This window comes from Neobacillus sp., from assembly GCF_031988165.1.
Lineage (GTDB): Bacteria > Bacillota > Bacilli > Bacillales > Cytobacillaceae > Neobacillus > Neobacillus rhizosphaerae.
Genome location: NZ_DALZYO010000017.1, coordinates 1 through 24,783, shown reverse-complemented (window position 1 = coordinate 24,783; position 24,783 = coordinate 1). Strand labels below are relative to the sequence as shown.

Genomic DNA, 24,783 nt, shown 5'->3' with positions numbered 1-24,783 from the left:
AAAATAAAGAGTCATGAATCCATGACTCTTTATTTCTGGTAATATAAGAATTAATACCATTGGACTTCGAGAAATGTCCAGCTCCAGGCGCCTTGCGCTTTTCTTAACCATAGAGCATGAAATTTTATTCATTTTGATAAACTATATTTAGAAGGTGACTTTAGATGAAAGCAATCATCCTAGCTGCAGGCATGGGAACAAGACTACGACCTTTGACAAACGATACACCAAAATCATTAGTAAAAGTCGCTGGTGAACCGATGATTGAAAGGCAAATTAAGTTTTTAAAGGAGAAAGGAATTCATGAGATTATCGTCGTTACTGGATATCTTCATGAAAAGTTTGACTACCTAAAAGAAGCGTACGGTGTGACCTTAATCCATAATAATAAATACAATATCTATAATAATATTTATACCATGTACCTTGTTAAAGATCATTTACAGGATGCTTATGTGACAGAAGCAGATGTTTTCATGACCCATAATTTTTTCAAAACAGATATGGAGTCCTCAACCTACTTCGCAGGATTTAAACAGAATTTCAAGCAAGAGTGGATCTTAAAATTTGATACGGACGATAGAATTCATGAAATTGTTATTGACGATGGCTCTGATTATATTATCGCCGGTGTGTCATACTGGACACAACAAGATGGATTATTGATTAAGGAAAAATTAGAAGAGGCCATAAGCACTGGCCATTACGAAGATTTATATTGGGATAACATTGTTCAGGCTAATTTAAGTAAGATGAATGTCAAAATTTCAAAAATCAATTCCGATGATTGGTTTGAAATCGATTCCCTTGCAGATTTAGAGCATGCGGATAACTATCTTTTAAGTAAAACGAAATAATCTCTTCGATTAAAAACAGCTGATGTGTATTTCAGCTGTTTTTTTAATTTTTTTCATAAAAACAGTTCATTTAAAACCAAAATTGGAAAAATTATTGCATTTTATTATGTACCAGTGTACCATTAAGGTGATACACTGAGTATATGGAGGAAGGTATTTTGATAAAAGGGCAATTATATTTGGAATGGCTGAAAAATCGTGAAAAAGTAATCACGACCTTTGTCATCATTGTTTTGTTAGGAATCGGGCTAACGATGATTTGCTATGTGAGTCAGCTCAGTTCCGTAAGTGATTTGGTTAGGATGTACATTTATGGTTGGATGATGATCTTGCCATTTCTGGCCGTAGTCCCACTTTTTATAATGCTAGAGCGGGATTTGAAAGATCGGCATATTTGGCTTTATACAGAAGCTTCTCTCCAACAGCTCTTAAATGTAAAAGGAGTGTTTTTATTTCTTGTCAGTACGTTATTAATCGTTTTCCTTTGTACTGTTGGACTGATTTGTGAAGTCGTCGTTCAAAACGGAAGCCTTCTGTCCTTACTAATGCCGTATGTAACGCTCAGCCTGATCACACTTTTTAAAGTAGCCGTTATGCAGTTTTTATTTTTACTGATTTGGACTCTTTTTCAAGCGGTTACAGTCTATTCGCCATCATTAGCGTTGTTTGTCATGCCGGTAAGCTATGTGATGGCAATCCTATTATATTCGAACTTTTATGATGTACTTCAAGTTGGACCCGTTCCTATTCATATTAGTGGCATATTCATTCAGCGGGAGCATGGTGCAATGCCATTATTTTCTTTAGACAAATTGTTCACGGGAGAAATGATAGCAGGTTTGTTAATCATTGCAGTAAGCACATTCGTATCAGCTAGACTTTTTGAAAAGAAGGTCGGTATATAAATGGGGATAGATTTTGAAAAAGACCGACCAATTTATCTGCAGCTTGTGGAAAGAATTTGTGGAGAGCTTGTGAGTGGCGTCCGTAAGCCAGGAGAGAAGCTGCCATCCGTCCGTGATTTTGCCATGGAAGTTGGCGTCAATACGAATACTGTGCAAAACGTATACAAGCAGCTTGAACAAATGGAGTTAACGGAAACGAAGCGAGGCCAAGGCACTTTTATTACACCTGATCCTTTAAAAATAAGATCGATGCGAGAAGAATTAAAGAAGCAGCTTGTCGACCGATTCTTGAACAATGTTGAAACAATGGGGTTTACCCAAGAAGAAGTACTTCAGACGTTAAAAGAAAGGGATGAAAAATGAGTGTTAGAGGCAAAAAATGTCCAATTTCACTATCATAAGCGGCTCGTGCTTCAGGATGTCAATGCTCAAATCGAAAAAGGGAAAATCATTGCCCTTGTCGGTGAAAACGGCAGTGGAAAATCAACATTCCTCAAGCTACTCGCAAAATTACTGCAACCTACGCACGGTCAAATTTTATTGAACGGTTCACAAACGACAAGAGATACATTAGCAACTATTGCGTTTATGCCTGATAATCAACACTTTCATCCGTATTTTACCGGGGAGCAGCTTTTTTACTTTTTTGAAACACAATTTCGTGATTTTCTGTGGTCTAAAGCAAGGGAAATTGCGAATTACTTGAAGCTTGATTTAACAGAGAAAATTTCCAAAATGAGCAAGGGGAACATAAGCCGCTTGAAACTCGCTGCCACCTTTGGAAGAGAAGCAAGCTATTATTTGCTCGATGAGCCGTTTGCAGGACTCGATCCGCTTGTTCGAGAAGATTTATTAAAAAGCTTAATTCAATTTGTTGATTTAGAAGAGTCCACAATACTGTTGAGTACGAATGAAATGGATGATATATCAAATGTTGCAGACGAATTAATGATTTTGAAAGGCGAAGCAATTATCGCTCATGAAAATTTAGATGTTGTTCGCAGTGTTCACGGAATGGAAGCAAAGGATTGGTTTAAATCATTTTATAAGTAAGGGGAGAACTGAGGATGAATAAATGGACAATTTCAATGGCAGTATATGTGCTTGTGTGCGTAATAGCGGTATTTAGTAAGGCAAGTGAAGGCTATGATGTGTGGAGCTGGAAGCTGTTTGTAGGGCAAGCCTTTGCCATCCCCATTACATTAATTGTATTTGCAACGCTCCATTTTAAAAACAGAAAAGCTGGAAGTGAAAAGTAATCGATATATTGATGCGAACAGTGCTCGGTCCTGTTCGCCTTAAACGTTTAATTAAATTTAATCATTTTGGTGTCAGTCCCAGCTGTGTTAAACATGGGAGACTGACACCTTTTTCGTTAGGACCTTTTTGTTGGTGATAAACCAAATGGAACTAAACAAAAATCAATGAAACTAGACTGAAATTAATCAGACTCAATCAAAACCAATAAAACTAAATAAAACGGAACTTTTATCACAGATATGAAAAGGACATTCTCTTATAATGATAAATAATAAATATCATACTAAAGGCACTGATTAAGCGGGTAACCATCGTAAATTTTTTACTAGTATCTAGGTATATGTGCACTCCCATGCCTGAAATAGAGGAAATTATTGATATTTTTTACATAGAAAAAGCGGTTAAAAATACTACCTGGAGGAATGAGTGGGAATTTATGAGAGAAAATAAAAGGTTCCTTTCAAAAACTAAATTACTTCTGTTCATCATTTTATTATCAAGTTTTTTTATTGGACAAATGGCTTCTGCGGAAGGTGATGGTTCAGGCGGCGGAACAGGTGGAGGTACAGGTGGTGGCAAAAGTCAGCCATTAACTTTGGAGTCATCGACGATTAAAGACGGTGCGACTGGAGTTTCTTTGAAACCCGAAATCACGCTAACGTTTAGTAAAAATATTGTAAATATGACTGTAAATGAAAATAACAAAAATTGTTTTTCATTACAGACTTCAAATGGAACGAATATTCCTATTAACTTGACTCTCCCAGACGATCAGATTGATTTTGAAAAAAGAAACGATGCCATTATTACTCCTAAAGCTAATCTTTCGCAAGGTACCACCTATTCTATAGTAATTAGTTCATCCCTAAAAGCAAAAAGTGGAGTCACAACAGGGAAGGAAATTAAAATTACATTTACAACTGAAGTAGAAAAACCGGCGACTAATAATAATGATACTTCAAAACCAACGCCAAAACCTGAAACTGCCGCTCCAAAAGGTGAGATAACAACTAAACCTGGAACTGTGGTTGCGAAAGATCCAAATACATCTAAACCTGAAAACAAAAGCAATCCAAATCCGACAAGTAAGGTAGATGAGAAACCATCTACAGATCAGAATACAACGGATTCACAAACTAAGACTGCTGATAATAATACGACGGTTGAACAACAGCCAAATGTAGACAAGAATGAAAATGAGACGGCAGTCAGTGATGAACCAACAGAGAAGGCTACGCCATATGAAGCAGTTACAGCTCCTAAGACCAAAACAGATGAAACACCATCTAGTCATAACAATACATATATTTTTGTGATTGTCATTTCCGTGTTCGTAATCATTGCCGCGATTATTAGTTACTTTTATATAAGAAAGAAACAAGCAAAATAGTAAAATCTTTTTCTATGTAAGCAGGTGGAAGATATAAAGAAGGCGTTATTTTTTATAAGTTTAATAGCTGGACCTATTATTTGTATTTTTTTCTCGCTTTTATTAGGGAGATATCCATTGGATGCGACTACCGTTTTTGCTGTGATTTTAAATAAGCTCGGCGTTATTAACTCTAGTTCCGCGGATATGGCTACATCTATCGTCCTGAATATTCGCTTACCTCGTGCACTATTAGGTGCTCTAGTAGGTGCAAGTCTTGCGGTAAGTGGGGCTGCTTTCCAAGGCGTTTTTCGCAATCCATTAGTTAGCTCTAGTATTTTAGGAGTTAGTCCAGGAGCAGGCTTTGGTGCGGCGTTAGCCATACTACTCTTTAATAATAGTTTCATGATTTATGTACTTGCCTTTGGATTTGGAGTTTTAGCCGTCTTTTTAAGTTATGTCATTGGGAGAAGCTACAATACTACCCCAGCAGTCATGCTTGTTCTAGGTGGAACCATTGTATCATCAGTCTTTTCATCGCTGATTTCATTGGTTAAATATTTGGCTGACCCTTATGATCAATTGCCTAAAATCACCTTTTGGTTAATGGGCAGCTTAGCCTCAGCCAGTTATAAGGATATCATGATAGCTGGAATACCCATGTTACTCGGGATATCTGGATTAATTGCTATACGATGGCGTATTAATGTTTTATCAATGGGCGATAAAGAGGCCCGTGCGTTAGGAGTTAACCTAGGTTTACTAAAGGGTATCTTAATTATTTCCGCCACCTTAGCTACTGCAGGGGCAGTATGTGTGAGCGGAGTAATTGGCTGGATCGGATTAATTATCCCTCACATAAGCAGGATGATTGTAGGTAATGACAATCGGTTACTCATACCAACCAGTTTATCCATCGGCGCGTGTTATTTAGTAATCATAGATAATGTGTCGAGAACAATAACAGGTTCTGAAATACCACTAGGTATCTTAACTGCTATCATTGGTGCCCCATTCTTTGTTTACCTATTAAAAAGAAAAGCAGGTGGATGGACATAATGATGCCAGTCCTTAAGGTAGAGAATCTAAGCTTTAACTATGAAAGGAACAAAATATTTCATCAGATAAGCTTTGAAATCACAACTGGTGGTATTTTTTGCTTATTTGGTCCTAATGGTTGTGGGAAATCGACGTTAATCGAATGTATCTTAGGTTCCTTAAAGCCGACTGAAGGAAGTATTCTTTTAAATAACCAATCCATTCGTACAATTAAACCTGTTGAGCTAGCTAAATACATCGGCTACGTTCCGCAAAGTCATACGAAAAACTTTCCTTATAAAGTAATCGATATCGTGATAATGGGGAGAGCCGCTTATACGGGTACCTTTTCTACCCCTTCCGCTGAAGATAAAGACATCGCTGAATCGGCATTAGAAACGTTAGGCTTAGCTCATTTAAAGGATAAACCTTACACACAATTAAGTGGAGGTCAAACACAGCTTGTCATGCTTGCTCGGGCACTGACGCAGGAAACTCCGATTATATTAATGGATGAACCGACTGCTCACTTGGACTTCCGCCATGAGTTAATAATTTTAGAAACAATTGTTAAGTTAATTAAGGAGAAAAACATCTCTATTATAATGGCAACCCATTTTCCTAATCATGCCTTCTATTTTGAAAATAGTGGGATTAACACGAAGGTTGCTTTAATGAATAATCAAGCTTTTGAGGCAGTAGGAAATCCAACTGAAGTGTTAACGGAAGCTAATATGCTAAAAACCTTTAACATTTATTCAAAATTAATCTCCTCTATGACCACGAATAATAAAGAGGTTAAAGGGCTTATTCCAATTGAAGTAGTAACTTAATTAATTTTAGAAAAAGGTGATTATTGTTAGTATGAAGCTAAAAAAATATCTCTTTCCTTTTGTCTTTTTATTTTTGTTTAGCGCATTAACTGCTTGTTCAAATGGCAGTAAAGAAGGGGCCGAAAATCCTCCGAAAAATAATGAAAGTGACAAAATTACTGTAATCGATTACATGAGTCGAGAGGTTGCTATTCCTAAAAAGGTAAACCGAATTGCTTGCTTATATGCGTATACAGGACATGTCGTGACCATGTTAGGTGAGGGGGATAAAATTGTAGCAGCCAATAACGGATTACATCGGGATAATCTATTGCTTGATATGGTCCCTTCTATTAAAGATACGGTTGTTCCAAATCGAGGTGACAAAATTAACATCGAGGAGCTTGCGAATACGAATCCTGATCTTATCTTCATTCAAGAGTCAACGGCAAAAGATGAAGGAGAAGTGAGGAAACTAGAAGAATTGAAGGTTCCTTATCTTGTAGTTAGTTTCAATTCTATTAAGGAACAGCAACAATCCATTGCCATGATTGGGAAAGCCCTAGGAAAGGCGGAAAGGGCCGAGGAATTCAATCATTATTACAATGAGATTATTTCACAAGTATCTAAAAAAGTGAAAGATATTCCCGATAAAGACAGGGTTAGAGTGTATCATTCTGTGATGGAAGCTACTAGAACGGATCCAACTAATTCTTTACCTGCTGAATGGATTAAAGTTGCCGGAGCCGTCAATGTTTCCGTTGGAGAAAAACTAAAGTTAGTACAGAAAAAGTATATTGCGAGTTTAGAACAGATTTTATTATGGGATCCTGATGTCATTCTTGTTAACCAAGATGGTGTTGGTGACTATATCCTTGAAAGTTCTCAGTGGCAAACATTAAAGTCGGTGAAAAATAAAAAGGTGTATCAGCTACCGAATGGTGTGTCTCGCTGGGGGCATCCGGGCGGTTTAGAAACTCCACTTGCGATACTTTGGACAGCCAAAACCTTGTATCCAGATAAATTCGAGGATACAAACATGGAAGAAGTTACTGCAAAATTCTATGAGGATTTTTTCAACTATAAACTAACACCAGATTTAATGGAAAAAATTCTATCTGGTAAAGATATGCGCATACCTAAAGGTAATTAAATGAGAAATGAGGATTAATAATGAAAATTTTCTTATGTATTGATGATACGGACAATATCGATAGTAAAGGAACGGGAGCCATTGCTGGCGAGATTGTCACATTAATTGAATCGAGTGGTTGGGGTACGTGTCAAAATATTAGTCGCCATCAATTACTTGTCCATCCTGATGTGCCTTATACCTCCCATAATAGTTCCATGTGTTTCATTGTCGATTTTAATGGAGACTATTTAGAGGCCACCATTGAAGCTGCGATTAAAGTTTTAGAAACGGAAAGTGCAGAAGGTTCTGATCCAGGTCTATGTGTCTTTGTTCCAGAACGACTAACGCAGCATCAACATCAAGAAATCGTTCACTTTGGACTAAGAGCAAAGCGTGAGGTTTTAACAAAAGAAGAAGCCTATCAACTTGCTGAAGCTCTATCTATTCATCTATCAGAGCATGGTGGAACTGGACAAGGCGTTATTGGGGCATTAGCTGGTGTTGGTTTAAGATTAACAGGCAATGATGGCCGCTTTAAGGGAAAACACAAGATGAATACGAGCAAAAAGACCGTTACAGTTAAGGAAATACTTGAAGAAACGACGATCGATATCGTTAGAACTTCAGCTGGCCTAATCCTAGACGACGAGGAACAGGTAGCTATAGGCGACAAGTTAAAAAGCGTTCTTCTAGATCATAAGAAGGCTCTTCTAGTTGAGTCAGTAAAAGTCGATGGAAATATGATGTGGCAGCCGTGCTCCGGCAGTTCACTTAAACAATATTAATCATGTCAGACAAAATAATAGAGGTGTCTATGACAAATAATTATTTGATAGTACAAAATGGGGTCAAATTGTTTTCTGGAAATGCGGATATAACGGAAGCGTTTGATACAACTATTTCAATGGCAACAAACTGTCCAGCTTTTCAAATGGATGTGGAAGATGAGATTCTGTATGAGTTTCAGACGACTTGTTATAATTGTCGCTATCGTCGTTGGAATGCTGAAGGATTCAGTTGTTACAAGGACTTTCCGGGTATTTCATAAAGTGAAACTTCCATCAGTGGGGGTTTCCTTCATCCCCCACTGATGGTTAGTTAAACCAATCGGGCTTTTACGGGCAGTTGATCCCCCACTTATCCTTATTGGGTTTGCTAGAAGTCTATTATTGCCCGTTAATGCGGGATAAATTATACGAGGAGGAAAAAGGATAATGAACATGAACAACAAATTTATGAAAGTGTTATTTTCTGGGATACTTTCTTTAGTCCTAGTATTCGGTACGTTTGGAGCCGTTTTTGCAGCTGGTGGAGGCGGCGGGGGAGGTACTGGTACTGGTCAAACTGATCCAGTTAAACTTGAAGAGGCCTATCTAACGACGATTTCAGGTGATGTCTCTTCAACAGGTGGGAATGCTATTAAAGATAACAAAAACGTTGAAGCTAATCCTACTATTAAACTGGTTTTTAATAAGAATATTGTTTGGGATCCTACTAGCAATGCCATTACACTAACTAATTGGAATGGAAATTTAGTCGATATTGATGTGAAAAAGCTTACTAATGATGCTGAAAAGCGAAATATTTTTGTTAGCCCTAAAGCACCTTTAAAATCGGGAAAAACGTATATTTTAAAAATTGATAATACTATTAAGGCAAATAATGGCAATACCCTAGCAGAGAAAGTTACGATTACATTCACAGTAGCAGGAATAGATGAAGACCTTGTATCAGCCCAACAGGTAAACGACTTTATCACTGCTCTTCCAGAGGTTTCAGCCCTGACATTAGCGGACAAGACAGCAGTAGTGAACGCTAGAAAAGCATATAGTGGTTTAACAGTAGACCAACAAAAATTCGTAACAAATGAAGTTAAATTAACAGAATTAGAAAAAAAGATAGAAGCATTAGTACTAGCACAAACCGAGGCAGACAAAGCGACAGCTCAAAAGGTAGGCGACTTGATCACTGCTCTTCCACAGGTTTCAGCTTTAACATTAGCGGACAAGACAGCAGTAGTGAACGCTAGAAAAGTATATAGTGGTTTAACGGTAGAGCAACAAAAATTCGTAACAAATGTAGCTAAACTAACAGAATTAGAAAAAAAGATAGAGGCATTAGAACTAGCACAAACAGAGGCAGACAAAGCAGCAGCTCAAAAGGTAGGCGACTTGATTACTGCTCTTCCAGAGGTTTCAGCTCTAACATTAGCCGATAAAGAATCCGTAGCTGAAGCAAGAAAGGCATATGATGGTTTAACGAAAACCCAGAAACAATTAGTTAACAACCAAGAGAAACTTGTCGGATTAGAGTCTAAGCTTGCTGAGTTAGAAAACAAACCTACTGATCAAAAGACGCCAGAATCAGATCATAAGAGTAATCCAAATACTATTGTGACTGATCAAAATCCTACCGGTCAGGTGAATGTTGCAGCTAAAAATGATAATAAGAAACTTCCGAAGACCGGGGACTCTTCTAATGTATGGGCAAGCCTATTCGGCTCGATTTTATTAGCATTGGGTTTGGTAATGCTTACGATCAACAGAAGAGGAAAAACAGAAAAATCTAGAATTTAATCAGGGTGATGGAGTGGGAATTTTCGCGATTCTCCCTTTTTCCAAATTATATTTGAACAGCAAATTAATTTCTGGACTAAGTATTGAATTCACTAACAACGGATAATTGTGAGTTGAAAGCACTTATGAGAGAAAGGGGTGGAATGATGAAAAAGAAAATTTTGCCTATATGCTTAATGGTAATCGGGTTCATCATTCTTATGACCCCGATTATTAAAAATTATATGGTTACCTCTCTATCTAAAAAATCGTATGAGAATCTTACTATACAAACCGAAAAGGATTCAATCGTTAACCAGAGTAAGTCGATGGCTGATATCGATTTTGTAACAGAGGAAGATATAATAAAAGCAATGCTTTCAGGTTCTGATAGTAATGGAATCGGTTTACTTGCGATTCCGTCAGTGAATTTAAAGTTACCTATTTTTCGTGAAACAACCAAAACAAATTTACTAAAAGGTGCTGGAATGTTAAATGAAACATTTCATGGATTTAACACAGGTAATGTCATTTTAGTTGGTCACCATATGAAAAAAGAGGGACTTCTTTTTCAACCACTTACGAAATTAAAAGCAGGTGGAAACGTCTATATTATGGATCATGAAAAAGTGTATCAATATCAAATGGGAGAGCCATTCATTGTCAATGAAGAAGATATTTCCGTATTAATTGAACCGTTTGAAGGAATAACGCTCATAACATGTGATGCTCCAACTCCAACCAAAAAAAGATTAATTTATCAAGGAAAACTGGTGAATGAAGTAAAGAAGCAAGAGATGGAGAAAATTTTCCATTGAATTTTGCATCGCAACTGGATCAAAACAACTAAAATAAGATTTTTATAGAATTTCAGCATGGTTTTGAATAACTCAAGTTAGACCTGTTCCAATTAATGGATCAGGTCTTTTTTTTCATTCTGCCGATCAGGGTGGGAAGATGAACGCAATCTTTGATAAGTTGAGGACATATGTCCTTCCCTAAGTACCTGGATATATCTTTTAATAAAAGAGAGATAAAAAATGGGGGGAGAAAAAATGCGAGGGAGTTTATTTGCGTTTTTAGGTGGGGCTTTTATTACCTTGCAAGGAGTTGCTAATACACGGATTAGTCGAGATATTGGCACTTGGCAAGCGGCTACGATAACTCAATTAACCGGATTTGTTATGGCTTTGATAATCCTGATGTTCGTCCGAGATCGAAAATGGAAAAGGTTTAAGCAAGTGAAACCGTTATATTTAACGGGCGGTGCCTTGGGGGCGGTCATTATTTTCAGTAATGTCACGGCTATTCAGAGAATTGGTGTGACCCTTACTATATCTATTGTCCTGATTGCCCAACTGAGTCTGACTTTTTTTATCGATAGTAAAGGATGGTTCGGCCTAGTGAAGCAGAAGATGAAACTGCCACAGTTCATTGGCCTCGGGCTGATGATAGCTGGTGTGGTGATATTAAGGTTTTGATAGTATAATGATTCCAGAATGTGACAGGTAAAGGACTGGAGGCGACCCGAGCATGAAAGAAATGAAAGATCGTGAGCTACTAAAATCATATTTGCTTGCTCACAATTTAGAATCGATATTTAATGAGCAAATAATGCCGTATTTGTCGCTGTACAGCTTTGATCAAGGGGAGCTCATCTGTTCTCAAGGAGATGCTTCACAGTACCTGTATGTACTTGTTAAGGGGAAGGTTAAAATCTATACCTCCACGATGGAGGGCAAAACACTTATTCTCTCGTTTAAGAAGCCACTTGAGGTGATCGGGGATATTGAATATGTACGGGGGATTGACATTATCAATACCGTTGAGGCAGTCTCGTCTGTCTATATGATCGGAATTCATCATCGGTGGTTGAAAAAATACGGAAGTGACTATTCTCCGCTGTTGCGATTTTTACTGGATATCATAACGCAAAAGTTTACCATAAAATCCAATTCTTTGAGCTTCAATTTGCTATATCCGGTGGAAGTCCGATTGGCAAGTTATCTATTGTCTGTCTCCTTTGATGAATCCGATTCACAATTTAATGGGCAACTAAGAATAAGTATTAAGGATGCAGCGAACTTAATTGGAACCAGCTATAGACATTTAAATCGGGTCATCCAACAGTATTGTACAGAAGGCCTGGTTGAGCGTAACAAGGGATTCATCCTTGTTAAGGACAGAGACGGATTAAGGGCGCTAGCGGGTGAAAATATTTACGAATAGACTTATTTATTGCAGTGAGCAAGTAGTAGCAAAATTTTGGTATATGGGAGAGTAATGGTTATGATTTTAGGATTATCATTGGCGCTTATCGCTGGTTCGCTGCTCAGTTTGCAAAATATCTTCAATAATAAGGTGAATGAACGGGCGGGATCTTGGGCGACAACGACATTAGTATTAGGGTTGGGATTCCTTGCTTCCCTGACAATTGGTCTCATTTTTGAAGGGAAACATCTATTTATCTTGGGAAAAATGGAGCCTTGGTACTGGTTCAGCGGTTTGATCGGGGTAGGAGTGGTAGTCTGTCTCGTGCAGGGGATGAAACTTCTTGGTCCAACCTATGCCATCGCTATCGCTCTGACATCACAGCTCGGGTTTGCTTTATTGTGGGACTCACTAGGCTGGCTTGGTTTGGATAAGGTCCCTTTTTCTTTCAAGCAATTGATTGGTGTGCTGGTCATAGTCAGCGGTATTTTAGTATTTAAGCTTGGCGGTAGAAGTGAAAAACAAGAGCCAGTTAAGATGACATAGAATCGTTACTTCGATTTATCGAACAGTGTTAATAATAAAAATTCTCATGTTTTACTGGAAAACAAAGGCAGAGTGCGGGGAGATCTTCATGAAAAAATACCAGACATTATTATTTGATGTAGATGATACATTATTGGATTTTACTGCAGCAGAAAACGAAGCGTTGCGCTTGCTCTTTGAGGAACAAAATATACCCTTGACCACTGAATTGGAAGCCGATTATAAGAAAATAAATCACAGACTCTGGAAGTCCTTTGAAGAAGGAAAAATAGATCGTGATGAGGTAGTAAATACTCGTTTTTCAATTTTATTTATGGAATATGGTCAAGTCGTTGACGGGGCATTATTGGAAAAAAGTTATCGCAGTTATTTAGAAGAGGGACATCAGCTTGTTAATGGAGCATTTGAATTGATATCAGACCTACAAAATCAATATGACTTATATATTGTTACAAATGGTGTTTCCAAGACTCAAGATAAACGCTTACGTGCTTCTGGATTACATCCGATATTTAAAGATATTTTTGTCTCCGAGGACACTGGCTTCCAAAAGCCGATGAAGGAATATTTTGATTATGTCTTTGCACGAATTCCTCATTTCTCTGTGGAACAGACATTAATTATTGGAGATTCCTTAAGCTCGGATATTAAAGGTGGACAGCTAGCGGGGCTTGACACATGTTGGTTCAACCCTCAAATGATGCCTAATGATACTGGGATTGTTCCAACCTATCAAATCCAAAAGCTTGATGAACTGTATCGGATTATTGGATAATTCCACTCCAATACTAAATTAATCGTCCTATTTCATTTATTAGATACTTTGAAGATATAATTAAAATGCTCGATACTGAAATTTAGGGGTCAGTCCTCCACCACGAATATATGGTGGGGACTGACCCCAAAATCAAGTAAGAGGTAATATATTGAGTTTAAAGAATCGAGATATGTACCAATGGTACGTTTTCGGTTCTTTTTTAAAAAATAAGAGAGTATAAAATTTTCGACTTTGAGAATTGTCCAGCTCCAGCGCCCTAGCGACTAGAGTGCTTCCCTCACCTCCCTACGATAAGTCAACATCGGTTCGCTAACGCTCACCGTGTTTCCTTTATCTCAGTCGGTTCAGTCCAGCCCTTACGTCGCTGATCAGGGAGCTTGCGCTTTTCTTATTGAGTAGAAGCATAGAGTTCTAGCAGGAAATTTGTTTATTTGTGGTGAATTATGTAAAAAGGGAGGCGGAGGATGGGCATTCATTATGATTTTTCGTTTGATTTCATTGCTATGGTAACTGGGTTTTTAGCATGGTGTGTCATTGGAATTATTGCTTATCGTATGTATAAAAAACAAGCTGTGAAGCCTAAGGTCTGGAAAGTATTAGTTAGTATACTTGTCGGTCTTTTTTCTTTTTCAATTAATTTGAATTGGTTTGATACTCTGGTTAAGCTTTCAATCTTACCACTAGGTGTCTGGATTTTGTATGGGTTTTTGAAAGGAAAGGAAGGGCGCTGGCAAACTTATCGACCTTTTGCCTGGTTGGGCTTTTTTGCTAATTATATTTTCTTGGCAGCTACATTACTAGCCATTCCGACCCATCATTGGGTATATCCTGAAAATGAACTTTCTACGTACCTATCAAATACAGAGAATGCTTCGATAATAAATACACATTCTTCGGCATTGGACCGCTCACTAAATAAAGAAAGTTTGCTGAAACAAATACATAACATGAAACAAGAACCGATTAATAGTGAAGAATGGTATCAAAAGACGTATATGGAACCTGATATAAAGAAAATAAATGAACGGTTTCCCTATCAACTCACCGAAACATCCTCTAAATGGGGGAGTGGTCTAGAGATAATTATTTACGTTGAAGCCGATGGAAAAGGATTGTTAGTAACTACTCCGAAAAGGCAGTTCTATTTTCGCTCCGTAGAGTCATTGCTGAAAGGAGGGAATTAACTATGGTGAACATTAAGATTTGGGGCTTTGCCTTGTTAGGTACAGTGGTACTGGCGATCGTAGCGATTTATTGGTTTTATTTTTCAAAACCAACTACTTTTCTGACAAATGAACAATTGATTGGGAAGATTAATCAGGCCTTTCCAGAAGCGCCTGTAAGGGTTATCCGGGATATCGTTCATGTTGATGAGCGGCATATATTCGTCCCATTTATTTCTGAAGATGATCATTATGGGGGAAGTTATTGGGCATGGCAAAAGCATAAATGGCAGGCTGTAGCGATGGACACAATCGGGGGACCGCATGTTTGGAAGATTAATAGCAAAGATCCATCAACGTTCCACTTGCTATGGAATATTCATCCCGATGACCAAGTAAGTTATCTAAAGTTCTATTGCGTGAGAGATAGAGGATACCATGGTTTTGATGGGGGTGTAATGTATGACCCCAAAATCCAAATGGAGAAAAAGGTCAGCTTTGAGGAGAATTCTTATGGGGTATTGCGGCTACCGGATAATTGGTTAACCTTTATGAAAGCATTTCATAAGGTGGAGTCTGCTAAAGTCCCCGACCTACTTTTCAGTAGTATTTTCCCCGTAGATCAGATGTATTTTGGCTGGACTCCTTACGACAAAATGGATAAAGAGGTCATTCTAAAGAGCACAGGAAATGGCGGTGGCTTTTCTACTGGTAATGGAGGCGTAGATTTTATCAGGTATCTAAATGAATCGGAGATTGAGTCGCCTAAATAATTGGGGGTTAAGCTGCCCGTTTTCAACAGTGGGAGAGATGCCAGAATCAAGGCATTAATAAAACGGGCTTGTTTAGCTAACAAGCCCGTTTTTTGCTGTAACATAGAAACTTATTTACTCTCGCTTGCTGTTTCATCCTTTTCCAACAAAACGATTAATCCAGGCAATAAAATTCCTCTGATTAAGAAGGTATCTAACAATATCCCCACGGCGACAATGAAGCCGAAAATAAATAGTAATTGGATGGGCTGTGTCATTAATACGGCAAAGGTGGCTGCAAGAATAATTCCGGCAGAAGAGATGACTCCGCCAGTGTTTGCAACGGCTATTTCTACTGCTTTTTTAACAGAGTGCGTTGCTCGTTCTTCTTGGAATCTTGAGATGAGCATGATATTGTAGTCAATTCCAAGGGCGACCAAGAAGACAAATGCATAAAGCGGAACACGGTTACTGATGGTGTCGATATCAAAGAACAGGCTACTTAAGAACGTTCCTAATCCTAATGCAGCAAGGAAGGAGATTAAAATCGTCCCCATCATGTAAATCGGCATTTTAAATGATTTCGTCAAGATAATTAACATCGCAAAGATTAAAATCGTTTCCAACAAAACAATGACAATGACATCCCTATTGTTAACGGAGCGGTCATCCACTTTAACGGCTGTCTCCCCAGCGAAATAAAGCTTTCCATCAAGATGGCTGATAGCTGTTATTTGTTTGGTGTTTTGAATGATTTTTTCTAATGCATCGATCGTTTTAACAGAGTAAGGGTTTCCTTTAAACGTTAGACTAAAATGAAGATGCTTATTATCTTGGGTTGTTTCGGTTAAGCGAACATTGCTAACAAGTGGCTGCTCAGCAAGGATACTCCCTAATTTTTCCTGCTCATCAGCAGTAATGCTTTCGGATGATTCAAATACAACGGCTGTTGGGGCAAGATCGCCTTCTTCAAACTTTTGTCCTAAAATTTCATAGCCTTGGCGGGAGGCCATATCCTTCGGAAATGATTTCATCATGTCAAACTCATACTTCAAATTAAACAGGTTACTTGCAGATAGTAGTAAGAAAATACTAATGATGGCAACAGAAAGACCTGGCTTTCTTACAACAAAACGACCAATTTTCCCCCAAAGAAAATGATGATTAGCTGATTGATCTCCCACTCGGGGAATCTTAGGCCAGAAGGACTTTCTTCCGAAAAATGTAAACAGAGCAGGAACAAGAGTAATGGAAGCTAGCATGATCACGACCATGGTTGTAGCGAAGGTGGGAGCAAAGTTCTTATAGTCGCCAAATTGGGCAAAGAATAAAACGAGCATCGCAGCTAAAACGGTACCACCTGAAAAGAAGACAGGCATCCCTGTTTCTCGCATCGCTGCTTTCATGGCATCAAACTTACTTTCATGATTCGTGAGCTCTTCTCGATAACGAGAAAAAACAAATAATGAATAATCAATCATCGCCGCAAATAATAGAATCGACATAATCGACAGTGTTTGATTGCTCAAGGCAAGGCCTGCTTTCCCCATTAACCCAAGTGCTTGCATTACCACTTCATAAACAAAGACTGCTGCTAAGAGAGGTATCAAAGCTAATAAAGGGGAACGATAAATCACAATTAATAGAACAAGGATTAATCCTACAGTTGATAAAATAAGGACAACATCTGCACGTGAGAATAGATCAAGAGAGTCTGTTGCTATCCCCGCAGGTCCTGTAACATACAACGTTAAATGGGATGAATAAGCGACAATTTTCTTGATTTGCTTTAGAGATTGCTTCAATTCTTTTGTTTCTAACGAAGCATTAAAGGTTAAAGGAATTAAGGCAGTCGTCTTGTCGTCAGAAAAGAAGCTAGCTGCCGCTTGAGGAGGTAAGGATGCTAAAGGGATGATTTGTTCTACCCCTTCAATATGGGCACTATTGATTTTATCTAAAACCTCTGCTAGCTGTGTGACCTCCAACTTTCCATCTTTAGACTGGAAAACTAAAATTCCAGGAGTCCCTTCGTTATTAGGAAAATACTGATCTACCTTTTTTTGTGCAATTACAGATTTTGCATCTTCAGGGAGAGAATCAATTCTGGAAACCTCATAATCTTTCGCACTTGGAGCAAATACAGCCAAAACAATTGTAATGACTAACCAAGCGGCTAGGGTAATCCACATCCCCTTTTTCGTTGATACACGGTCGGTAATAGCTTGTAAGAATGATTTCATCTTTTGCCCTTACTCCCTTCTTTATAAAAAAATACGAAAGTGACACAAATGTCACTTGAGAGAAAAAATAAATTGACACCATTGTCACTAACATTATCTTTTAAAGTTACACAAGTGTCAATTTATGTATTTGTAAACATACCGTGACGAATAATTTCTTTAATTGAGCTGACCCATATTGAATGTGGGATATCATAATGATTGGGGATGGCGACAGATTGAAAAATATATCCCAAAATTAATGGCTCCGGTATATGAGGATTTAGTTTCTTTTCTTCCTTCCCCAATTGGATGAACTCCTGTAAATATTGATACATATTTAAAAGAAGTTTCTCTAATTTCTCCTTATTTCCCTTTACTTTTTGGTTACTATTCACCGGAATCTGTTGACCTATCTTTATCATTTTCTGAATGTCTGAATAACTGAAGATAAGGCTTAAAAGAAAGTCAAATTGAGCTTCAAACCCTTTATGTGCTTTTATTTGCTGTAACTCCATAAGAAAGTCATTCATTTCATAGAGCATATAGTCAGTTATTAACTCTTCTTTATTTTCAAAGTACTTATAAATTGCACCTCGTGATACTTCTAAATCATCAGCCAACAGACTAAATGTAAATCCTTCATAGCCATGAAGAAGAAGAAGTTGTTTTGTTGCTTGAAATAAATCATCTGTAGAGAATTTGCGTTCACGTGCCATTATTTCACCCCAATTCCTATTATAAACAATGAATGAACCAATGGAAAATAACACTTCTTCTTTTTCCTAATATCCTTGGTAAAGAGGGTTTCCAAGGCTGGCTAATTTAATGTCAGGCGCCAAAATAAATATATTGACAAAAATATTTATTTGTGCTATAATTATATGTTTATTGACGTAGTAATTTATCCGCTGTATGATTAACTCCTGGCTATATATTAGCTGGGAGTTTTTTGCTTTCTAAAAAAAGGAGGGAATTTTTTTGGAAAATAAAACGGAAAGTTTAACGGCGTTAGTCAGCTGCTTTGCCAGGGCATATCATGCCTCGAACAGCAGTCAGCCAATTTTTAATGATGTTATCGCCAGTTATCTGTTGAAAGAGGAAGAAAAGCAGTTAATCGCTAGCAATTGGGCTAATGCCATTGCCTTTTTTGATCCGGGAAAAAGTGAAACCTTGAAGACATTTGCTGAAAAATTACAGTGGGTGATGAATAACCAAACGATTCCTCAACTAGTTAGCCGAGTAAGGTATGCGGAAGACGGACTGAAGTCTGCTATTGCACGAGGTGTAAGCCAATATATCATTCTAGGAGCAGGATATGACACATTTGCCTATCGTCAGAAAAATTTGCCGGAAGATTTTATCATCTATGAGGTAGACCACCCCGCAACCCAAGCATTTAAAATAAACCGCCTTCATGAAATGGGAATTGAAATTCCTACAAATGTAAAATTTGTTCCAGTGGATTTTAAACATGATTCCTTACGCAACGAGCTGAAAAAAAGTAGCTATGACGAACAAAAATATTCCTATTTTAGTTTGTTAGGTGTTGTGATGTATTTAGATAAAGGAGATTTTTTTAACCTCCTATCCACTATTGCGGAGATGTCCGTGAACGGAAGTTCGTTCGTATTTGATTATCTCGACGATATGGCTTTTAATGATCATGTGGCATCGAAGAAATTAATTCAAATGCGGCAAATTACCGCTCAAACAGGTGAACCAATGGTTACCGGCTTTGACCCGTTTGAACTAGACCGGGAACTGCAGGATTGTAATATGCTAGTTTATGAAAATCTCTCTCCAGTAAATATAGAAGAATTGTACTTCGCGGGCAGGGAAGATGGATTACATGCTTTTGACCATTTTCATTTTGCTCAATTAGTCGTTCATAAATAATCAGGATTCTAAAAACATCGTTCAATTTATTATGAACGATGTTTTTTTTACTTTCCTGCTTTCTCTGAATAGGAATGACAGTCCAAATAGCATTGTTATATTTTGGGGAGAAGTCAAGATCCTGAAATTAGGAAGATAAGCGGCAAGATACCGAATGCTATGTTAACAAAGAAATGACAAACAATCAGAGGAAACAATCTCTTTTGCTTATAAAAGATGATGCCACTGCCAATTCCCCAGACAAAGAAAGCGGCTGAATAAACAACAGCTCCGCTTAAACTAACAGCTAAAATAAGGTGTTGCAAAGCAAAGCCGACAGCTGGAATTAATATTCCAAGCCACACTTTTTTATAATGCTTGATAAATAATGGTTGGGCATAGCCTCGGTACATTAATTCTTCCATCGGTGCGTTTAAAAAAGGAAAAATGAAAGATAGGCATGCTGTTAACCATATAAGCCATCCAGGACGTGGAAAAGTAAAGATTTCTTCATTTCCATTAAAAACGGATTGGAAATGCTGGAATAATTCGGTTCCATACATAATAAACATGACTCCTAGAACAGTCAATACGAATGGAACATACAAAACTAACAGCCATAACATACCGGAGAAAATATCTTTTATCAAACGGTCTGAACGAAAATCGATTAGTTCTTTAATGGAACGACCTTCTTTTGTTAACAGACGTTGTAAAAGGAAAAAACATAGTACATTGACGACAGTAAAGTAAACGTTTGAAAATTCAGGTAAATAAGGAAAGTGAAATGGTAAACCGAATATTTTTAACATCAAAAAGAGAAGCAACAAAACAATGACCAGCAAAGGGAACCGGATAAATGAGGCAAGCCATGCATTTCTCATTAAGTTAACACCCCTTATCAAAATATTCAGATACAATTATGTTCATGATTACCGATTATTTTTTAAAAGGAAAGAAATAACAAATATTGTTTTCGGAAATGCAACCATTTATTTTCGTTAAACGAGGTTATTGTGAAGGGGGAAACAGGGGTGCTTGATCAGGTTTATCAAGAATATGTCTCGGAAAGGAGGCGGCTTAGTGATTTCAAGCTGTCTTTATTCTTGATAAAAAATGTAAAAACAGTAAAGAATTTTTTTCAATGGACATACTGTATGATAAGCATTTCCATTGAGGTGATTATGTTGGGGATTTTCGCTAAAGTATCAAATCTATGTTGGCAAGGCCTTACTTTAAAACATATTTCTCACAAAGAAATTGTTATTCCATATTTATTGTTTGTTGTAATGGCATTATTGTTTGAATTGTTTTTGGTGGCATTATTTAGCGTATCTTGTTTTGTATTTTATTTTTATGGATATAGTCCAGACTTTGTCTATTATGTAAGTGGTGCAATTTTGTTATTCATATTGGTTATAACAGTTTCAATAATAATAACAATCATTGTAAGGCATAAAATGATTTTCATTAAGAACGCCTCCGAATCTAGTTTTAGAGTCCCTGGGGACTGAAATCGGTAACGGGGGGAGAAGAATCTCTGAAAAGGTTTCTAGAGAACGGGAGTAAAAAAGAAAGAGCGTTCCAATGACCGGAAAGAGCAAAAAGAGCTTCCGATAGGAAGAAACGCATTTCATACTAGTCAGCCCTTCATATGAATGAAGGGCTAAAGGTGTATTCCAATTAATTTACACGTAAGTTATGTACCAAGTTCCCTCCTAGTATGAGAACAATGGTAAAACATACGAACAGTGCTAGGCACTGTTCGTATGTTGGTTAATTAAATTTATATGTGACAGCCTGTGATATTTCTTTTTTCTTAACGAGAACCAAAATGGAAGGTAACAGCATGCCGCGCACTAAAAATGTATCCATTAATACGCCTAAAGCCATGGTCAATCCGAATAAAAATAGTTCTTGTAATGGTTGTGTCATTAATACAGCGAAGGTTGCTGCTAAAATGATCCCAGCTGATGAAATCACCCCTCCAGTTAAGGCTACTCCGTTGCCAACCGCTTCTTTCCATGAATACTTTTGAGCCTCTTCCTTAATACGCGATACAAGCATGATGTTGTAATCCACGCCAAGCGCAACCATGAATACAAATGTGTAAACAGGTAACCGATAACTGATTGAGTCGTAACCTAAGATATTATGGAAAATAATCCAACCGAATCCAAGGGTTGATACATATGACAACAGAATTGTCGCCATCATTAGGAGAGGCATCAGTATCGAACGAGTTTGTATCCCGAGCATGATGGTGATTAAGATTGTGACTAGAGAGAATAGGATGATCGTATCTCTTTGATTCATGACTCGGATATCTAATTGTTCGGCCGTTTGTCCAGCATAGTGTAACTGATAGCTGCTGGTTGAAAGGCCGCTTTCACTGAGGAATTTCTTATCTTGATCGTGGAGCTTTTGAACGGTCTCAAGTGCACCAACATCATATGGATTATCTTTTAATACTAACTGCAGTTTAACTGCCTTTTTATTTTCTCCAATTAAGCCATGTGGAAGCTTCGTAGCATCGCGGATCATTTCTTCTGTTATTCCCTGGCTGATTGAATCAACTCCATTAGTATTCTTCAATTTTGCTTCAAGGGTTTTGACACTTTTTAAAAATTTATCATCTAAAACGATTTGGTCATCCTTTGTTAATATAACAGTGACCGGTGCTAATTGCCCTGCAGGATAGTGTTTTTCTAATAATTCAAAGCCTTGGCGGGAAGAAAGTTCTTCCGGGAACGACTTCATAATATTAAATGAATAATGGATGGAAGTCGTATTGAATGCACCGGCCAGCAACGTAATTAAAAGAATACCAGTTAATATGGCAGGGTGTTTCGTTACCTGCTGACTTACTTTGTGCCAAAAACCAGTTTTCTTTTTTACTGTTTCATCAACCTTCGGAATAAATGGCCAAAATGCTTTTCGACCTACTAGGGCAAAAATGCTTGGTATTAATGTTAGTCCTGCAGCAAGAATAAAGACCATTGCTACAGAAAATACAGGAGCAAAATGGTTATATGGCATAAATACCGTTGTAAAAAGTGTTAATACTGCAAGAAGGACTGTACCACCGCTGAATAAGATTGGCTCTGAGACATGATGAATCGCTTCTCCCATAGCGTCGAATTTTGAAGAGTATTTTTTTAACTCTTCGCGATAGCGGGAGAAAATAAACAAACTATAATCTGTTAATACAGCAAACAGTAGGACGAGCATAATCGAGATAGCTGAACTGTCGAGCACAAACCAATCACTTTTTCCTGAAATTCCTAATACTCGATCGACGACTTGGTACACTATCGCTGCAATGATCAATGGAATAATCGCTAACAAAGGAGAGCGATAAATGATCAATAATGTAACAAATATCAAAGCAATGGTGGCCATCATTAGCACAAAGTCGGCATTTTTAAAAATGGAGATGGTATCTGAGGCGATTCCTGCCGGCCCTGTGATTTTGACCTGTAAGCCTCCTAATTTCATTTCTTTTAGTTTTTGATTCAGTTCTGTAATGACCTTATTGGCATCATGTGAATCTGTGTTCTCTTTTAAGGTGAAATTTAGTAGAAGTGTAGTCCCATCCTTTGAAAACATTTGATCCTGTACAGGTGGAGGAAATTGATGGAAAGGAAGCGAACTTTCCACGTTTTTCGGTTTATCATTTGAACTGAGCCATTTACTGATTTCGGTTATCTTTTCCCGATCCTTAGCGGTGATTTTATCATCACGATGAATGACCAGTAATCCTGTTAAGCCCTCTTTAGAAGGAAATTGTTCTTTTAATATTTGATTGGCTATTGCAGAAGGCGTATCTTTTTTTACACTTCCTTCTTTGCTGCTCACGGAATATTGTTTTGCAGAAGGTGCCAGTGCGCTTAATATGATAACAGCTGCAATCCAAATAAAAAGAACCACTTTTGCACCGCGTTTACTACTTGAAAATTTAACTAAACTTTGTAACGGGTTAAGCATGTTATTCAACTCCTTGGCAAATTTTTCCTTCATCTTAAACGCTGATTGTGAATGGAGTGTGAATAACAGATTAAAAATAGAATATTGTGAAGGTGGTCAAGAGCGAGTAGCAAAGGAATTTTTTTAGGACAAATTTGCATCTAACTCTTTAAAATATGAAACATTAAGCTTCATTTTTCGTAGATACTGATATGGAAGGATGGTGTGCCAATTGAGCAGATACTCGATTGAAGAATTCATTAAACAAACGGAGCAAGAGGATAAGGGAGAAGGCTTCTTTGAATTAGAGACGCCTCGGATGTTGGAAGTAAACCTTGACGGACAAGTATGGGCCAAGGCAGGATCGATGGTAGCTTACCATGGAGAAATGAAATTTGTTCGAGAAGGAATTTTGGAGCACGGTCTTGGAACGGCGTTTAAAAAGGCATTAACGGGAGAAGGTGCCTCGTTAATGAAAGCCAATGGTAAGGGAAAATTATATCTCGCTGATGGGGGTAAAAAGATCATTATCCTAAATTTACAAAATGACTCTATCTTCATTAACGGTAATGATTTACTCGCATTTGAACCAAGTATTAAGTGGCAGATTAAATTAATGAAACGAATTGCTGGGATGATGGCTGGCGGCTTATTTAATGTCCGTTGTGAAGGAACTGGTATGATTGCTTTTACCACTCATTATGAACCGCTCACATTAAAAGTTACACCAGGACAGCCAGTGATTACCGATCCAAATGCTACTGTAGCTTGGTCCGGGAATCTCCAGCCGATCATTCAAACTGATATTAGTTTCAAGACATTTCTTGGAAGAGGAAGCGGCGAGTCGATTCAAATGAGGTTCGAGGGTGAAGGATTTGTGGTCGTTCAGCCTTTTGAAGAGGTCTATAGGGTGGAGAAAAGTTAATCTAGATTAATTGGGGGGGGAACCGTTTAGAAAATATAAGCGGTTCTTTGCTTTTTTAACCTATTTCGCATAAGGGGTTGTTGGGTTGGAAGCTTTGGGGGCATTGAAGACAAAACTGGTTAAAACATCTAGAAAAGTGTCCTTAAAGGCATCTTAAGGACGAAAAACTCGAGTGTTATGGTGAATCTGTCTAATAGAAGAGTCGTAAAGGACAAAAGGCTCGAGCGCTATGGTGAACCTGTCTAATAGGAGAGTCCTAATGGACAAAAGGCTCGAGTGCTATGGTGAACCTGTCTAATAGGAGAGTCCTAAAGGACAAAAGGCTCGAGTGCTATGGTGAACCTGTCTAATAGGAGAGCCCTAAAGGACAAAAGGCTCGAGTGCTATGGTGAACCTGTCTAATAGGAGAGCCCT

Annotated in this window: 26 protein-coding genes; 22 read left to right on the top strand and 4 right to left on the bottom strand. The window is 37.8% G+C overall.

Features of this window, described 5'->3' with window-relative positions; all coding sequences use genetic code 11:
* Positions 1-164 precede the first annotated feature (164 nt).
* The 19 genes from RTR43_RS12020 to RTR43_RS11930 all read left to right on the top strand — a co-directional run bounded on the left by RTR43_RS12020 (position 165) and on the right by RTR43_RS11930 (position 15,402).
* On the top strand, positions 165-857 hold the full coding sequence (locus tag RTR43_RS12020; RefSeq protein ID WP_312472171.1) for a sugar phosphate nucleotidyltransferase: 693 nt from the start codon (positions 165-167) through the stop codon (positions 855-857).
* Positions 858-1,015: 158 nt separating this feature from the next.
* Positions 1,016-1,762, top strand: coding sequence for a hypothetical protein (locus RTR43_RS12015; protein WP_312472169.1), 747 nt, complete (start codon positions 1,016-1,018; stop codon positions 1,760-1,762).
* On the top strand, positions 1,763-2,125 hold the full coding sequence (locus RTR43_RS12010) for a GntR family transcriptional regulator (RefSeq protein WP_312472168.1): 363 nt from the start codon (positions 1,763-1,765) through the stop codon (positions 2,123-2,125).
* A complete protein-coding gene (locus RTR43_RS12005; protein ID WP_312472167.1) occupies positions 2,126-2,815 on the top strand; it encodes an ATP-binding cassette domain-containing protein in 690 nt (229 codons plus the stop codon). It begins immediately after the preceding gene.
* Positions 2,816-2,829: 14 nt separating this feature from the next.
* Positions 2,830-3,021: a DUF4017 family protein gene (locus tag RTR43_RS12000; protein WP_312472166.1), complete on the top strand. Its 192-nt coding sequence runs from the start codon at positions 2,830-2,832 to the stop codon at positions 3,019-3,021.
* A 437-nt stretch (positions 3,022-3,458) separates the two neighbouring features.
* Positions 3,459-4,412 carry an Ig-like domain-containing protein gene (locus RTR43_RS11995; protein ID WP_312472165.1) on the top strand — a complete coding sequence of 318 codons (954 nt, stop codon included), beginning with the start codon at positions 3,459-3,461 and terminating at the stop codon, positions 4,410-4,412.
* A gap of 24 nt (positions 4,413-4,436) precedes the next feature.
* On the top strand, positions 4,437-5,450 hold the full coding sequence (locus tag RTR43_RS11990; RefSeq protein WP_312472164.1) for a FecCD family ABC transporter permease: 1,014 nt from the start codon (positions 4,437-4,439) through the stop codon (positions 5,448-5,450).
* A complete protein-coding gene (locus RTR43_RS11985) occupies positions 5,450-6,262 on the top strand; it encodes an ABC transporter ATP-binding protein (RefSeq protein ID WP_312472162.1) in 813 nt (270 codons plus the stop codon). Before RTR43_RS11990 ends, RTR43_RS11985 begins: the two co-directional genes overlap by 1 nt.
* 31 nt (positions 6,263-6,293) lie before the next feature.
* The gene (locus tag RTR43_RS11980; RefSeq protein WP_312472160.1) at positions 6,294-7,394 is read left to right on the top strand and encodes an ABC transporter substrate-binding protein; all 1,101 of its coding nucleotides are present in this window, start codon (positions 6,294-6,296) and stop codon (positions 7,392-7,394) included.
* Positions 7,395-7,414: 20 nt separating this feature from the next.
* Entirely contained in the window at positions 7,415-8,161 is a 747-nt protein-coding gene (locus tag RTR43_RS11975; protein ID WP_312472158.1) for a hypothetical protein, read from the top strand.
* Positions 8,162-8,190: 29 nt separating this feature from the next.
* Entirely contained in the window at positions 8,191-8,424 is a 234-nt protein-coding gene (locus RTR43_RS11970) for a hypothetical protein (RefSeq protein ID WP_312472157.1), read from the top strand.
* 166 nt (positions 8,425-8,590) lie between these two features.
* Positions 8,591-9,952: an Ig-like domain-containing protein gene (locus RTR43_RS11965; RefSeq protein WP_312472155.1), complete on the top strand. Its 1,362-nt coding sequence runs from the start codon at positions 8,591-8,593 to the stop codon at positions 9,950-9,952.
* A gap of 143 nt (positions 9,953-10,095) precedes the next feature.
* Positions 10,096-10,749 (top strand): class A sortase, encoded by a 654-nt coding sequence (locus RTR43_RS11960; protein ID WP_312472154.1) that lies wholly within the window; start codon positions 10,096-10,098, stop codon positions 10,747-10,749.
* Between the two features lie 237 nt (positions 10,750-10,986).
* Positions 10,987-11,412, top strand: a complete 426-nt coding sequence (locus tag RTR43_RS11955; RefSeq protein WP_312472153.1) for a DMT family transporter — start codon at positions 10,987-10,989, stop codon at positions 11,410-11,412.
* Positions 11,413-11,464: 52 nt separating this feature from the next.
* Positions 11,465-12,160 carry a Crp/Fnr family transcriptional regulator gene (locus RTR43_RS11950; protein WP_312472151.1) on the top strand — a complete coding sequence of 232 codons (696 nt, stop codon included), beginning with the start codon at positions 11,465-11,467 and terminating at the stop codon, positions 12,158-12,160.
* 60 nt (positions 12,161-12,220) lie between these two features.
* Entirely contained in the window at positions 12,221-12,688 is a 468-nt protein-coding gene (locus tag RTR43_RS11945) for a DMT family transporter (RefSeq protein WP_312472294.1), read from the top strand.
* Between the two features lie 88 nt (positions 12,689-12,776).
* A complete protein-coding gene (locus RTR43_RS11940; RefSeq protein ID WP_312472149.1) occupies positions 12,777-13,463 on the top strand; it encodes a YjjG family noncanonical pyrimidine nucleotidase in 687 nt (228 codons plus the stop codon).
* 467 nt (positions 13,464-13,930) lie between these two features.
* The gene (locus RTR43_RS11935; protein ID WP_312472147.1) at positions 13,931-14,650 is read left to right on the top strand and encodes a hypothetical protein; all 720 of its coding nucleotides are present in this window, start codon (positions 13,931-13,933) and stop codon (positions 14,648-14,650) included.
* 2 nt (positions 14,651-14,652) lie between these two features.
* Complete coding sequence (locus RTR43_RS11930; RefSeq protein WP_312472145.1) at positions 14,653-15,402, top strand: hypothetical protein; 750 nt, start codon at positions 14,653-14,655, stop codon at positions 15,400-15,402.
* Positions 15,403-15,512: 110 nt separating this feature from the next.
* Here the strand turns inward: RTR43_RS11930 and RTR43_RS11925 are convergent, their stop codons facing one another.
* Together RTR43_RS11925 and RTR43_RS11920 are read right to left on the bottom strand one after the other, a co-directional pair.
* On the bottom strand, positions 15,513-17,621 hold the full coding sequence (locus tag RTR43_RS11925; protein ID WP_312472144.1) for an MMPL family transporter: 2,109 nt from the start codon (positions 17,619-17,621) through the stop codon (positions 15,513-15,515).
* Positions 17,622-17,743: 122 nt separating this feature from the next.
* A complete protein-coding gene (locus RTR43_RS11920) occupies positions 17,744-18,319 on the bottom strand; it encodes a TetR/AcrR family transcriptional regulator (RefSeq protein ID WP_312472143.1) in 576 nt (191 codons plus the stop codon).
* A gap of 262 nt (positions 18,320-18,581) precedes the next feature.
* Between RTR43_RS11920 and RTR43_RS11915 the strand changes: the two genes are divergently transcribed.
* Positions 18,582-19,499 carry a class I SAM-dependent methyltransferase gene (locus RTR43_RS11915; protein ID WP_312472141.1) on the top strand — a complete coding sequence of 306 codons (918 nt, stop codon included), beginning with the start codon at positions 18,582-18,584 and terminating at the stop codon, positions 19,497-19,499.
* 113 nt (positions 19,500-19,612) lie between these two features.
* On the opposite strand, the gene RTR43_RS11910 is transcribed toward RTR43_RS11915, so the two are convergent.
* Positions 19,613-20,362 carry a CPBP family intramembrane glutamic endopeptidase gene (locus RTR43_RS11910; protein WP_312472140.1) on the bottom strand — a complete coding sequence of 250 codons (750 nt, stop codon included), beginning with the start codon at positions 20,360-20,362 and terminating at the stop codon, positions 19,613-19,615.
* A 150-nt stretch (positions 20,363-20,512) separates the two neighbouring features.
* Between RTR43_RS11910 and RTR43_RS11905 the strand changes: the two genes are divergently transcribed.
* On the top strand, positions 20,513-20,992 hold the full coding sequence (locus RTR43_RS11905; RefSeq protein WP_312472139.1) for a hypothetical protein: 480 nt from the start codon (positions 20,513-20,515) through the stop codon (positions 20,990-20,992).
* A 262-nt stretch (positions 20,993-21,254) separates the two neighbouring features.
* On the opposite strand, the gene RTR43_RS11900 is transcribed toward RTR43_RS11905, so the two are convergent.
* Complete coding sequence (locus tag RTR43_RS11900) at positions 21,255-23,465, bottom strand: MMPL family transporter (RefSeq protein WP_312472137.1); 2,211 nt, start codon at positions 23,463-23,465, stop codon at positions 21,255-21,257.
* Positions 23,466-23,676: 211 nt separating this feature from the next.
* Between RTR43_RS11900 and RTR43_RS11895 the strand changes: the two genes are divergently transcribed.
* A complete protein-coding gene (locus RTR43_RS11895; protein ID WP_312472136.1) occupies positions 23,677-24,369 on the top strand; it encodes an AIM24 family protein in 693 nt (230 codons plus the stop codon).
* The last annotated feature ends 414 nt before the right edge of the window (positions 24,370-24,783 follow it).